We start from the raw sequence: 12,503 nt of genomic DNA on the forward strand, positions 1-12,503 counted from the left end.
TTTCGGACTGTCGCACTTATCACCTTGCCGTTTGGGCGCTACCATAGCGGGATTGCAATGACAGGAGATGTCCATGAGCGAGCAAGCTATTCGTTTAACGCAATACAGCCACGGAGCCGGTTGCGGTTGTAAAATTTCCCCTAAAGTGCTGGAAACCATTCTGCATAGCGAGCAGGCGAAGTTTGTCGACCCGAACCTGCTTGTCGGCAACGAAACCAGTGACGATGCGGCGGTCTACGATCTGGGTAACGGGACGTCGATCATCAGCACCACCGATTTTTTCATGCCGATCGTCGATAATCCTTTTGATTTTGGCCGTATCGCGGCGACTAACGCCATCAGCGACATTTTCGCCATGGGCGGCAAACCGATTATGGCGATTGCGATACTTGGCTGGCCAATCAACACGCTGGCGCCGGAGATTGCTCGCGAAGTGGTTGAAGGCGGGCGTTTTGCCTGCCAGCAGGCCGGGATTGCGCTGGCGGGCGGTCACTCCATCGATGCGCCGGAACCGATTTTCGGGCTCGCGGTGACCGGCGTGGTGCCAACCGAACGTATCAAGAAAAACAGCACCGCGCAGGCGGGCTGCAAGCTGTATCTGACCAAACCACTGGGTATTGGCGTGCTGACTACCGCCGAGAAGAAATCGTTGCTGAAGCCGGAACATCAAGGGCTGGCGACGGAAACCATGTGCCAGATGAACCTTGCCGGCGCCGCATTTGCCAATATCGAAGGGGTAAAAGCGATGACCGACGTCACCGGTTTCGGCCTGCTGGGGCATCTCAGCGAAGTCTGCCGCGGCGCGGGCGTTCAGGCGCAACTAAACTACGCCGATATCCCTAAACTCCCGGGCGTTGAAGCTTACATTGCCGCCGGAGCGGTGCCGGGCGGCACCGGACGCAACTTTGCCAGCTACGGTCATTTGATGGGCGAGATGCCGGCGGAATGGCGCGATCTGCTGTGCGATCCGCAAACTTCCGGCGGCCTGCTGCTGGCGGTCACGCCGGAAGCCGAAGCCGAAGTCCAGGCCGCTGCCGCGGAATTTGGCATTAAGCTTGCCGCCATTGGCGAGCTGGTCACCGCCCGCGGCGGGCGTCCAATGATCGAGATCCGTTGATTAGATGCGGTTGTTTATTGCAGAAAAACCGAGTCTCGGTCGCGCTATCGCCGATGTGTTGCCGAAACCGCATCGCAAAGGCGATGGCTTTATTGAGTGCGGCAACGGGCAGGTGGTCACCTGGTGTATCGGCCACCTGCTGGAGCAGGCGCAGCCGGATGTTTACGACGGCCGCTATGCGCGCTGGAACCTGCTCGATCTACCTATCGTTCCGGAAAAGTGGCAACTGCAACCAAAACCGTCGGTCACGAAACAGCTGAACGTCATCAAGCGCCTGCTTGGCGAGGCGCAGGAAGTGGTTCACGCGGGCGACCCGGATAGAGAAGGGCAACTGCTGGTCGATGAGGTGCTGGACTACCTGCAGCTGGCGCCGGAAAAGCGCCAACAGGTGCAGCGTTGCCTCATTAACGACCTCAACCCACAGGCGGTTGAGCGGGCGATTAACCGCCTGCGCGCGAATAGCGAGTTTGTCCCGCTGTGCGTGTCGGCGCTGGCCCGCGCTCGCGCCGACTGGCTGTATGGCATCAACATGACCCGCGCCTACACCATTCTCGGGCGTAATGCCGGCTATCAGGGAGTGTTGTCGGTTGGTCGCGTACAGACGCCGGTGTTGGGGCTGGTGGTGCGTCGCGATGAAGAGATCGAGAACTTCGTCGCCAAAGATTTCTTTGACGTCAAAGCGCATATTGTCACGCCGCAAGACGAGCGGTTTATCGCCACCTGGGTGCCGAGCGAAGCCTGCGAACCCTATCAGGATGAAGAGGGGCGTTTACTGCATCGCCCGCTGGCCGAGCATGTGGTTAAACGCATTGAAGGCCAGCCGGCAATCGTGACCGGCTATAACGATAAGCGCGATTCCGAACCGGCGCCGCTACCGTTTTCACTGTCGGCGTTACAGATCGAAGCGGCCAAACGTTTCGGCTTCAGCGCCCAGAACGTGCTGGATATCTGCCAGAAGCTGTATGAGACCCACAAACTGATTACCTATCCGCGCTCGGATAGCCGCTACCTGCCTGAGGAACATTTTGCCGGCCGCCATGCGGTACTGAATGCGATTAGCGTCCATGCGCCAGATCTGCTGCCGCAGCCGGTGATGGATCCGGAGATCCGCAACCGCTGTTGGGATGATAAAAAGGTCGATGCGCACCACGCCATTATCCCGACCGCGCGCAGCAGTCAGGTCAAACTCAACGATAACGAAGAGAAGGTATACAACCTGATCGCTCGTCAGTATCTGATGCAGTTCTGCCCGGATGCGGTGTTCCGCAAGTGCCAGATTGACCTGGATATTGCTAACGGCAAATTTGTCGCCAAGGCGCGCTTCCTCGCCGAAGCGGGCTGGCGCGCGCTGCTTGGTAACAAAGAGCGCGACGAAGAGAACGACGGTACGCCGCTGCCGGTGGTCGCCAAAGGCGATGAGCTATTGTGCGAAAAAGGTGAAGTGGTGGAGCGACAAACCCAGCCGCCGCGCCACTTTACCGACGCGACGTTACTCTCGGCGATGACCGGTATTGCCCGCTTTGTGCAGGATAAAGAACTGAAAAAGATCCTCCGCGCAACCGACGGTCTGGGGACGGAAGCGACCCGCGCCGGGATTATTGAGCTGCTGTTTAAGCGCGGTTTCCTGAATAAAAAGGGGCGCTATATCCACTCATCGGATGCCGGTCGGGCGCTAATCCATTCTCTGCCGGAAATGGCCGCGCGCCCGGATATGACCGCCCACTGGGAATCGGTATTGACGCAAATCAGCGAAAAACAGTGCCGCTATCAGGACTTTATGCAGCCGCTGGTGGGGACGCTGTTCCAGCTTATCGATCAGGCGCGGAGCACGCCGGTGCGCCAGTTCCGCGGGCTGGTCGCGCCAGGCGGAGCGAAAAAGTCGTTTAGTAAAGGGAAAGGCAAGCCGAAAGGGAAAAAGCCGGCGGCGGACATCGCGCCGGAAAGTCCGCAATAATTTTCTTCGCCCCTCGCCACGAGGGGCTTAGCTAAAACGCACTTCCGCCTGAGGGCGCTAAACCCGGATGAGGGTTTTCCCACATATCATTTCCGCCTCCCTGCTCTAAAATAGGGTTATTGATGTTAAAGAAGGGATGAAAAGGAAAAGATGATGAGCGAACAAATCAGTAAACAACCGCAAGTTGACCACGCTGAAGAGAATGCTTTTTTCCCTTCAGCCTACTCCCTTAGTCAGTTTACCAGCCCAGTGTCCGATCTCAGCGGCGCTGATTATGCATCAGGGTATCGCGGGCGGCGGAAAGTGCTGGTTATCGCCGCCGATGAACGTTACCTGCCTACCGATAACGGCACGCTCTTTTCGACCGGTAATCATCCGGTAGAGACGCTGCTGCCGATGTACCATCTGCACGCCGCAGGTTTCGATTTTGATATTGCGACGCTCTCCGGGCAAATGGTCAAGTTCGAATACTGGGCGATGCCGCGCGAAGACCAAAAGATTATGCCGTTCTTCGAGCGTTATCTGCCGCAGTTCCGCCAGCCGCTGGCGCTTTCAGATGTTGTGGGGCAACTGGGGGCTGATAGCGACTATGCGGCGGTATTTATTCCCGGCGGCCACGGTGCGCTTATCGGCCTGCCGGAGAGCGAAGCCGTCGCCGAAACGCTGCGCTGGGCGCTGCGGCACGATCGGTTTGTGATTTCGCTCTGTCACGGCCCGGCGGCGTTTCTCGCATTACGTCATGGGGAGAATCCGTTAAACGGTTATGCCATTTGCGCGTTTCCGGATGCCGCCGATAAACAAACGCCGGATATCGGCTATATGCCAGGTCACCTGACCTGGTATTTTGGCGAAGCGCTGAAAGCGATGGGGCTGGAAATCGTAAACAGCGATATTAAAGGTCGTGTGCATCAGGATCGTAAAGTGCTGACCGGGGACAGTCCTTTTGCGGCAAATGCGCTCGGTCAACTGGCGGCAAAAGCGTTGCTCGACGAATATGCAAAGTAACAGCAATCTGATGAGGGGGAGCAGTGAAATATATCTCAATTAGTCACCCGGGCGGCCCGGAGGTTCTTCAGATTGGTGAAGGCGACATCCCTTCGGTTGGTGATAACGACGTCCTGATCCAGGTGAAAGCCGCTGGCGTCAATCGGCCGGATATCTTACAGCGGCAGGGCGTTTATCCGATGCCGGAAGGAGTAACGCCGATACCCGGGCTGGAAGTCGCTGGAGTGGTCGCGGCGGTAGGATCGCAGGTGACGGATTTTCATCCCGGCGATAAAGTTTGCGCTCTGACCAACGGCGGCGGCTATGCGGAGTATTGCACGGTACCGGCGGGGCAAACGTTGCCAATACCGCCTGGGCTGAGCTTTAGCGAAGCGGCGGCGATACCTGAAACTTTCTTTACCGTGTGGGCCAACCTGTTTCAGATGGGCAGGGCGCAACCTCATGAAAGCGTGCTGATTCACGGCGGGGCCAGCGGCATCGGAACAACGGCGATCCTGCTGTGTCATGAGTTAGGTATGAAAGTCTATACCACCGTCGGGCAGGAAGAAAAAGTGGCGGCGCTGCGTCCTTATGCCACGGCTATCAATTACAAAACCGATGATTTCGCTGAGAAAATCAATCAGCTGACCGATGGTAAAGGCGTCGACGTTATTCTCGATATCGTGGGTGGCCCCTATTTTAATCGTAATCTGGAACTGCTGAAGCGAGATGGGCGGCTGGTGATTATTGGCTTTATGGGGGGACGAATCGCCCATGATGTTGATATTCAAACCTTGATGCTCAAGCGCGCGACCGTGACCGGTTCAACGATGCGAGGACGAAGCGCGGAAGAAAAAAGGCAGATCGCTCAGGCGCTACAGCGCCATGTCTGGCCGCTGCTGTCGCAGGGTAAATGTAAACCGCTGATTTACGCCAGCTATCCGATGGCTGAAATCGCGCAGGCGCATGCCTGCCTCGATAGCGGTAATCACCTGGGGAAAGTGGTGATTACCATGGAGTAGCGTTGATATCCCCGACGCCGGGCGTCGGGGATAAAGACACAGATTAAATCACACCCTGCGCCAGCATGGCGTCAGCGACCTTGACGAAGCCGGCGATATTGGCGCCGCGGACGTAGTTGGTCTGCTTCTCTTCACCGCCGTATTCGACGCAGGCGTGGTGAATATCCAACATGATGTGATGCAGACGCGCATCCACTTTCTCCGCTTTCCAGCCCATACGCGCGGCGTTCTGCGCCATTTCAAGGCCGGATGTGGCGACACCGCCGGCGTTGGCAGCTTTGCCCGGCGCGAACAGCACGCCAGCATCGAGGAATAGATCGGTGGCGGCAATGGTGGTGGGCATGTTAGCGCCTTCGGCAACCGCTTTAACGCCATTGGCGATCAGCATTTGCGCGGCATCGACGTCCAGTTCGTTCTGGGTCGCGCACGGCAGCGCAATATCTACCGGCACTGACCACGGCTGCTGGCCTTCGAGGTAGGTTAGACCGAATTCGCGCGCGTAATCGGCAACGCGACCGTGGCTGCGCTCTTTAATGTCGATCAGACGGGCCAGTTTTTCTTTAGTGAAGCCGGCTTCGTCTACCACCGTACCGTTGGAATCGGAAGCGGTAATGACGCGCGCGCCGAATTCCATGGCTTTCTCAATGGCGAACTGCGCCACGTTGCCGGATCCGGATACCGCGACGCGCATCCCTTCGAAGCCCAGGCCGTGGCGCTTGAGCATCGCTTCTGTAAAGTAAACCAGACCGTAACCGGTAGCCTCCGGGCGGATGAGACTGCCGCCGAAGGAGAGACCTTTGCCGGTGAAGACGCAGGCGCTATTGTTGGAAAGCTTGCGCATCATGCCGGCCATAAAGCCGACTTCGCGGCCGCCAACGCCGATGTCGCCCGCGGGTACGTCGGTGTCCGGGCCGAGGTGACGATACAGTTCCGTCATCAAGGCCTGGCAGAAGCGCATCACTTCGCCGTCGCTTTTACCTTTCGGGTCGAAATCGCTGCCGCCTTTACCGCCGCCCATCGGCAGCGTGGTGAGGGCGTTTTTGAAGGTCTGTTCGAAGCCCAGGAACTTAAGGATCGACAGGTTGACCGACGGGTGGAAGCGCATGCCGCCTTTGTACGGGCCAATCGCGGAGTTGAACTGCACGCGCCAGGCGCGGTTAACCTGAACCTGATTGCGATCGTCAACCCAGACGACGCGGAACTGGATGACGCGCTCCGGTTCGACCAGGCGTTCCAGCAAATTGAGCTGACGATAGCGCGGATTCTGTTCAAGGAACGGCCACAGAGTGGTCATCACTTCGCGGACGGCTTGGGCGAATTCAGTTTGATGCGGGTCGCGCTGTTGAACGCGGGCGAGAAAACTTTCCAGAGTACACGCCTGATCCATAGATGTAATTTCCCCTTACGGTTGTGGTTGCTTGTTATTTTTTATACACGGCCTTGAAAAAGCCGATTTTCCGACTATAACACCGGAAATAGTTAGGCTGACAAGGAAAAATTGAGTGCGGAGAAAAATTTATAATCCGACAAGGGTCATAACTAAAAACGATGACCCAGGCCGAAGATGGGGGGAAGAAACTAACCTGCCTGTTGAGCGATAAAGGCATTCAGCAGAGGAATATCCGCCGGCGCCAGATCAAATTCTAATGCTTGCGACGGCGTACACCAGCGCAGTTCGCTATGGTAATGAGCGACCGGTTCACCGCTAAACTCGCCAATCCACCAGGCATGCAGGTGGATCAAACGTCCGGAGACTTCCCGTTGATGGCTGGCGATATAGCGGGTTGGCCTCGCAACGATAGCCAACTCCTCTTCCAGTTCGCGCGCTAACGCCTGCGGCTGGCTTTCGCCATGTTCGACTTTGCCGCCGGCGAACTCCCACAGCCCCGGCTGATCGGCATGCGGCGGGCGCTGCGCCAGCAGGATTTTACCGTCGCGTTCGATAATCGCGGCGACAACATCAATGATTTTTTGCATAGTTGTCCTGAATCATTCAAATACCGGCCTTGCTTATAATGGCGTATTATCTCCGTCTTTCCCCTGTCCCGACAACCTTTTAGCCTGATGGAGCGACACCGTGCTTGATAGCCGCCTGCATCCCCGATTGAAGCCCGTACTGAATGCCATCGCCCGCGTGCTCGATCGTCCGGGGATCTCCCCTGACGGCCTGACGCTTTTCGGTTTTGCTATCGGCGTGCTGGCGCTGCCGTTTCTGGCGCTCGGCTGGTACGGCGCCGCGCTGGCGGCCATTGTGCTGAACCGGTTGCTGGATGGCCTGGATGGCGCGCTGGCGCGGCGGCGCGGCCTCAGCGACGCCGGCGGATTTCTGGATATCTCGCTCGATTTTTTGTTTTACGCGCTGGTGCCGTTCGGTTTTATTGTTGCCGACCCGGCGCAAAATGCACTGGCGGGCGGCTGGCTGCTGTTTGCGTTTATCGGCACCGGCAGCAGCTTCCTGGCGTTTGCGACCCTCGCGGCAAAGCATCAAATTGCCAATCCGGGCTATGCGCATAAATCATTTTATTATCTTGGCGGGTTGACTGAAGGAACGGAGACGATCCTGCTATTTGTGCTGTGTTGCCTGTTTCCTGCGCACTTCACCTGGCTGGCGTGGTGTTTCGGCGCGTTATGCTGGCTGACGACCTTCACCCGTATCTGGAGCGGCTACCTGACGCTGAGGGAGGCGCAAAGCCAGCACCTCCCTCAGTAGGCGGATTATTTGCTGCTGTCCGGGCCGCGTTCGCCGGTGGCTACCGGATTTTGCGGATTACCGCTCCATTCGTACCAGCCGCCGTCGTAAACGGAGACGTTTTTCCAGCCCATCGCTCTGGCGTACATGAAGGTCTCCGAGGCGCGCCAGCCTGTGCCACAGTAAAACGAGACCTGCTGGTTGGGCAGAATGTTCCACTGTTTCCACATCGCCGCGATATCATCGGCGCTGCGCATGGTGCCGTCCGGATTATGGAAGTCTTCCATATGGGTGGAATCGCTGCCGGCATGACCCCAGCGGGCGCCAGCAATATCGCCCTTCGGCTTGATGTAGCTATAGCCGCTGGTGGTGCCGATAAATTCCGGCCATGAGCGTACGCTGACCAGCGACGCATCCTGGCGGTGTAGTAACCCACGCGCCTGTTCGGTATCGAGCATTAACTGCGGCTGACCGGGGATCGGCGCGCCGAAATCGGTCACCGTTTTTTCTTTCGCTGGCATGCCGCGCTCGACCGGCAGATTCGCGTCGGACCAGCTTTTCCAACCGCCGTCGAGCAGGCGGACATCTTTCACCCCGGCATACAGCATGATCTGCGCGACGCGCGCGGCGGCGTAGACGTCGCGGCCGTACAGAATCACCGTGGTGTCATGGCGAATACCGTGTTTAGCCAGCATCGCTTTTAGCTGTTCATCGGACACTTTGTTCCACAGCGGCTCGCTTTCCACTTCATTGGTATCGATATAACCGGCGCCGGGAATGTGATTCAGCAGATAAAATTTCGGCGCCCCCCAGGCCACTTCAAACAGTTTCCAGTCGCCCTGCGGGGCGGCGGTAACGGTTTTACCTTGCTGTAAATCGTGGATCCACTGCGGATATACCAGCTGCTCAAAGTGCGGCAGCTTCTGCAGGCGCTCGCCCTGACTGAAGGCGTCGCTAAGCGTGCTGAGTTTGGTGAATCCGGCTTCTTTCAGGCGCGCCGCAACCCTGGCGTTATCGTCAGCGCCGCCATATAACGCGATTGGCGTATCGGCCTGCAGCCGGTGCTGAGTAGCCCAGGCACGCAGTTGTTCGTCGCTCATTGCGCCAAGCCAGGTAGCGGAGAGGTTTAGCGCCTGCGGTTCATGGCCCTGTGGGCCGTTGGCGCTTTGCGGCCAACCGTTATAGAAAGCGCTGAGGCGGGTGTCTATCGCTACGCCGTGCAGCTGTTGCAGCGTTGAAAAGTCCAGCGTTGGCATGGTATCAGCAGCGAAAGTAGAGGAAGCAGCAAGCCCCATGAGCAGGGCGAGTGCGGTCAATTGAGAAACACGTTTCATCGAAATGCCCGACGGTAGAAAGAGGAGGGCTCATTCTCTGCTCCTGATAAGGGAATTTCTTTGCGATAACGCAGGTTAGGCGGAATTTGCCTGCCAGGCGGCAATATTAATACAGCGTCCGCCCGGCGGGAGATCCTGACTGTCGTGAGTCACCAGCACCGCCGGGATTGCCAGCCGGTCAATTTCCGCAAACACCCACTGGCGAAAATCGGCGCGAAGTTCTGCATCCAGGCGATTAAAAGGCTCATCCAGCAGCAGCGCTTGCGGCCTTGCCAGCAGGGCGCGCAGCAGGCTGACGCGCGCGCGCTGTCCGCCGGAGAGCGTGGCCGGATCGCGCGAGGCGAAGCCCGGCATGCCGGCGCGCGCCAGCGCTTGCTCAACTTCAGCCTGGCGCGCCGCGCCGCGGATTTCAGCGGGCAGGGCGAGCTGTAAATTGTGCCCCACGCTGAAGTGGTCAAACAGTAGCGCATCCTGAAACAGGATGCCAATGCGTCGCGCTTCAGTGGCGAGCCCGTCGCAGCGGCGTTTGTTGAGCCATAATTCACCTTCGGCGCGAAAGGTGTCGGCAAGCGCGCCGATCATCCAGGCGAAAAGGGTTGATTTACCGCAGCCGGAAGGGCCCATCAAGGTCAATACTTCGCCGGGGGCGACAGAAAAATTTACCCCACACAACAGCGGTTGGCGGTGGAGGGTTAATGTCAGATTGTGAACGGTTAGCATTAGCGTAATCCCCGGCGGCGACGGCCTATACACCAGGCTATCAGCGCAGTAACCATAAAACAGATCGCCGGTAGCAGCAATTGCCACAGCGCTTGTGCGGCAAGCCGCGTACTGTCGCCGCCGCTGCTCAGCGCGACCGCTTCGCTGGTCAACGTCGGCGTCCGCCCGCCGCCGAGCCACACGGTCGGCAGATATTGCGCGATACTCACCGAAAACCCGACCGCCAGCGCGGTAAGCAGCGGTCGTGCCATTGACGGCAGTTTGACCCACCAGAACTGGCGGCCGCGCCGCCAGCCAAGCGTACGGGCGATCAATAGCAACCGTGGATCAAGATTGCGCCACGCCGGGGAGAGGATAAACAGCATCCATGGCACGACCCATAACAGATGCCCCCATAATACCGTCATCAATTGACCGTCGAACCAGCCCACGAGCGCTAATTGATATTGACCATCGGCTAGCGGCAGCGTCGGGATGATTAATGGCAGCCAGAGTCCGTTATATCTGGCGGGACCGAACTCCAGCCACAGCAGGCACAGCGCGGCCCCCAGTATCGCCGCGCCTAACGCCAGCCAGAGGCTGTTGCCGATCGCCTCAGCCGTTGGCTGCGTCCATTGTGAAATGCCAGCCAACAACAACGCGCAAACCAGACCGCAGGCGGGTACCGCCTGCGCCAGGATATGTCCAGTCGTTGCGTTGGCGGGGGCGGCGCGCTTGCCGCATAGTGCGGGAATAGTTTGCCGCCAGCGGCGCCAGCCTACCGATGCGATGGCCGCGAAGATTAACGTGAACGCCAGCAGCAGCAGGCTGGCCAGCGCGCCTTTCGCCTGTTGCAGCGGATCGCCCTGATTAAGCCATTGCCACGCCAGTACCGCCAGCGTTGGCGGATTTCCCGGACCGATCACCAAAGCGACATCCACCGCCGACAAACTCCAGGCGACGGTGGCCAGCAGAACAAGGCTCATCGATGGCAGCAGTGCCGGCACAATAATCCACTGCAGACATTGCCAGCGGTTGTAGCCGAGGGTTTTCATGACTACGGTTTGGGCCGCCAGCTGTTTTTCACCCAGTACGCCATACGCCACCCACAGTAAAAAAGCGCTCTCTTTAACCGCCATTGTCAGGCCCAGCCCGATACCGTAGCGATCGACCGGTGGGCTCAATGCGGGAAACAGACGATACAGCCAGCCGCCTTCGGCAAATAGCAGCAAGGCGGCGGTGGCGAAGGCGACATGGGGTACCGCCAGCAGCAGCGGTAATCTTCTCGCCAGGCGCTGCCAGCCAGTAGCTGGCCATAATGCGCCAATCACCATCAGGGTGATGAACAGCGCGCCGCCCACCGCCAGCAGCGTAGAGACTAGCGTCGCCGCCAGCGCCTGCGGCAACTGCGGATCGCTAAATAGCGCCCGCCAGGCCGCGGCGTCGACGGCAGGTATCGCCATCAGCGCGGCGGCGGGAAGCAGAGGGAGATAGATAAGCGCTATCGCTCCCCACGTCAGCGCAATTAGTGGGTACCGTAGCGGCGCAACCATTCCTGCTCCAGCGCGTCAACCCAGGCGGCGTGCGGTTCAGCCAGCATCGGCGGCGTCGCTTTCGGCTGCACGGCGTAAAATGCGGCGCGCTGGGCGTCGTTGAGTTTTTCGGGATCGAGTACGCTGGGATCGCCCCAGATTTGCGGATCGGCTTTGCGTAGCTGAGCCTGTGGCGATAGCAGGAAGTTGGCCACCACCTGTGCGCCTGCCGTCGCGCGGGCGTTGGCGGGGATAGCGACAAAATGCACGTTGCCGAGCATCCCTTGTTTAAAACCGAAGCTATAACTGTCTGGCGGAAGTTCGCCGCTGGCGGCTTTTTGCTGCGCATGCAGCGGATTGAAGGTCAGCGATAGTTGTAGCGTGCCTTGCGCCAGCATCGCGTCCATCCGCGCCGGCGACAGCGGAAAATCGCGACCCTGGCGCCAGAGGTGGGGGTGTAGCCTGTCGAGATAGGCCCATAGCGGCGCGGTCACCGCGGCGAAACTTGCCGCCTGCGGCGGCTGGCGCAGGGCCTCCGGCCGATCGGTCAGCGCGATCAGCAGCTGCTCAAGAAAAGCGGTGCCGGTAAAATCCGGCGGCCGCGGATAGGTGACGCTGCCTGGATGCGCTGTGGAGAAAGCCAGTAGCGCCTGTGCGCTGTCCAGGGGGGCAGACAGCTGCGATCGGCGGGCGATAAAGGTCAGCTGCGCGCTGCCCCACGGGGATTCCGCGCCGTCGGTGGCGATGGAGAAATCTTCTCGAACCGGTTTTCGCGTATCGACGTAGCGCCAGTTAGGCAGCTTCTCGGCCCAGTCGCTGCGAAGTAAATTCGCCTGCTTCAATGTGCGGAAATTCTCGCCATTAATCCACAATAAATCGATTGAACCGCCGTGGGAACGCCCGGCACGCGCCTCGGTCTGAATACGCTTGACCGCATCGGCGGCATCGGCGATATGTACAATACGCAGATCGACGGCGTAATCCCGTTTCACCTCGGCGCTGACCCAGTCGAGGTAACGGTTAACCGCCGGGTCGCCGCCCCAGGCGTTGAACCACACCGTCTGGCCGCGCGCCTGCTGGCTGATGCTCTGCCAGTTCTCGTCGGCGTTGGCGAGAGTCGGGGCCAGCAGCAGTGCGGCAAGCCAAATTAAACAATAACGCAGACTGCGCAT

The 12,503-nt window shown here is 59.0% G+C and carries 11 protein-coding genes; 5 read left to right on the top strand and 6 right to left on the bottom strand.

Annotation, left to right across the window (positions count from 1 at the left end):
- Positions 1-73 precede the first annotated feature (73 nt).
- The 4 genes from selD to ABLU80_RS07325 all read left to right on the top strand — a co-directional run bounded on the left by selD (position 74) and on the right by ABLU80_RS07325 (position 5,077).
- Positions 74-1,117, top strand: a complete 1,044-nt coding sequence (gene selD / locus ABLU80_RS07310) for a selenide, water dikinase SelD (protein WP_045360482.1) — start codon at positions 74-76, stop codon at positions 1,115-1,117.
- 4 nt (positions 1,118-1,121) lie between these two features.
- A complete protein-coding gene (locus ABLU80_RS07315) occupies positions 1,122-3,071 on the top strand; it encodes a DNA topoisomerase III (RefSeq protein WP_015366158.1) in 1,950 nt (649 codons plus the stop codon).
- 153 nt (positions 3,072-3,224) lie between these two features.
- Positions 3,225-4,076: a glyoxalase III HchA gene (hchA, locus tag ABLU80_RS07320; RefSeq protein WP_015366159.1), complete on the top strand. Its 852-nt coding sequence runs from the start codon at positions 3,225-3,227 to the stop codon at positions 4,074-4,076.
- 23 nt (positions 4,077-4,099) lie between these two features.
- A complete protein-coding gene (locus ABLU80_RS07325; RefSeq protein ID WP_348849862.1) occupies positions 4,100-5,077 on the top strand; it encodes an NAD(P)H-quinone oxidoreductase in 978 nt (325 codons plus the stop codon).
- Between the two features lie 43 nt (positions 5,078-5,120).
- Here ABLU80_RS07325 and gdhA read toward each other — a convergent pair whose 3' ends face one another.
- Entirely contained in the window at positions 5,121-6,464 is a 1,344-nt protein-coding gene (gene gdhA / locus ABLU80_RS07330; protein WP_015705776.1) for an NADP-specific glutamate dehydrogenase, read from the bottom strand.
- A 191-nt stretch (positions 6,465-6,655) separates the two neighbouring features.
- Positions 6,656-7,054 (bottom strand): pyrimidine (deoxy)nucleoside triphosphate diphosphatase, encoded by a 399-nt coding sequence (locus tag ABLU80_RS07335; RefSeq protein WP_015366162.1) that lies wholly within the window; start codon positions 7,052-7,054, stop codon positions 6,656-6,658.
- A 100-nt stretch (positions 7,055-7,154) separates the two neighbouring features.
- Here ABLU80_RS07335 and ABLU80_RS07340 point away from each other — a divergent pair, with 100 nt between their 5' ends.
- Entirely contained in the window at positions 7,155-7,787 is a 633-nt protein-coding gene (locus tag ABLU80_RS07340; protein ID WP_047075641.1) for a CDP-alcohol phosphatidyltransferase family protein, read from the top strand.
- 5 nt (positions 7,788-7,792) lie between these two features.
- Here the strand turns inward: ABLU80_RS07340 and ABLU80_RS07345 are convergent, their stop codons facing one another.
- The 4 genes from ABLU80_RS07345 to ABLU80_RS07360 form a co-directional block, all read right to left on the bottom strand.
- On the bottom strand, positions 7,793-9,100 hold the full coding sequence (locus tag ABLU80_RS07345; protein ID WP_285177714.1) for a sulfurtransferase: 1,308 nt from the start codon (positions 9,098-9,100) through the stop codon (positions 7,793-7,795).
- A 75-nt stretch (positions 9,101-9,175) separates the two neighbouring features.
- Entirely contained in the window at positions 9,176-9,820 is a 645-nt protein-coding gene (locus tag ABLU80_RS07350) for an ATP-binding cassette domain-containing protein (RefSeq protein WP_348849863.1), read from the bottom strand.
- On the bottom strand, positions 9,820-11,352 hold the full coding sequence (locus ABLU80_RS07355; protein WP_285177715.1) for a thiamine ABC transporter permease: 1,533 nt from the start codon (positions 11,350-11,352) through the stop codon (positions 9,820-9,822). Before ABLU80_RS07355 ends, ABLU80_RS07350 begins: the two co-directional genes overlap by 1 nt.
- On the bottom strand, positions 11,325-12,503 hold the full coding sequence (locus ABLU80_RS07360; RefSeq protein WP_285177716.1) for an ABC transporter substrate-binding protein: 1,179 nt from the start codon (positions 12,501-12,503) through the stop codon (positions 11,325-11,327). Before ABLU80_RS07360 ends, ABLU80_RS07355 begins: the two co-directional genes overlap by 28 nt.

The organism is Klebsiella sp. CN_Kp104 (assembly GCF_040064515.1).
GTDB classification, from domain to species: domain Bacteria; phylum Pseudomonadota; class Gammaproteobacteria; order Enterobacterales; family Enterobacteriaceae; genus Klebsiella; species Klebsiella aerogenes.

What these genes read in the sequence shown, in the direction of transcription:
- selD (WP_045360482.1), top strand. Translation starts at nt 74, where the DNA reads ATGAGCGAGCAAGCTATTCGTTTAACGCAATACAGCCACGGAGCCGGT.
- ABLU80_RS07315 (WP_015366158.1), top strand. Translation starts at nt 1,122, where the DNA reads ATGCGGTTGTTTATTGCAGAAAAACCGAGTCTCGGTCGCGCTATCGCC.
- hchA (WP_015366159.1), top strand. Translation starts at nt 3,225, where the DNA reads ATGAGCGAACAAATCAGTAAACAACCGCAAGTTGACCACGCTGAAGAG.
- gdhA (WP_015705776.1), bottom strand. Translation starts at nt 6,464, where the DNA reads ATGGATCAGGCGTGTACTCTGGAAAGTTTTCTCGCCCGCGTTCAACAG.
- ABLU80_RS07335 (WP_015366162.1), bottom strand. Translation starts at nt 7,054, where the DNA reads ATGCAAAAAATCATTGATGTTGTCGCCGCGATTATCGAACGCGACGGT.
- ABLU80_RS07345 (WP_285177714.1), bottom strand. Translation starts at nt 9,100, where the DNA reads ATGAAACGTGTTTCTCAATTGACCGCACTCGCCCTGCTCATGGGGCTT.
- ABLU80_RS07350 (WP_348849863.1), bottom strand. Translation starts at nt 9,820, where the DNA reads ATGCTAACCGTTCACAATCTGACATTAACCCTCCACCGCCAACCGCTG.
- ABLU80_RS07355 (WP_285177715.1), bottom strand. Translation starts at nt 11,352, where the DNA reads ATGGTTGCGCCGCTACGGTACCCACTAATTGCGCTGACGTGGGGAGCG.
- ABLU80_RS07360 (WP_285177716.1), bottom strand. Translation starts at nt 12,503, where the DNA reads ATGCGCAGTCTGCGTTATTGTTTAATTTGGCTTGCCGCACTGCTGCTG.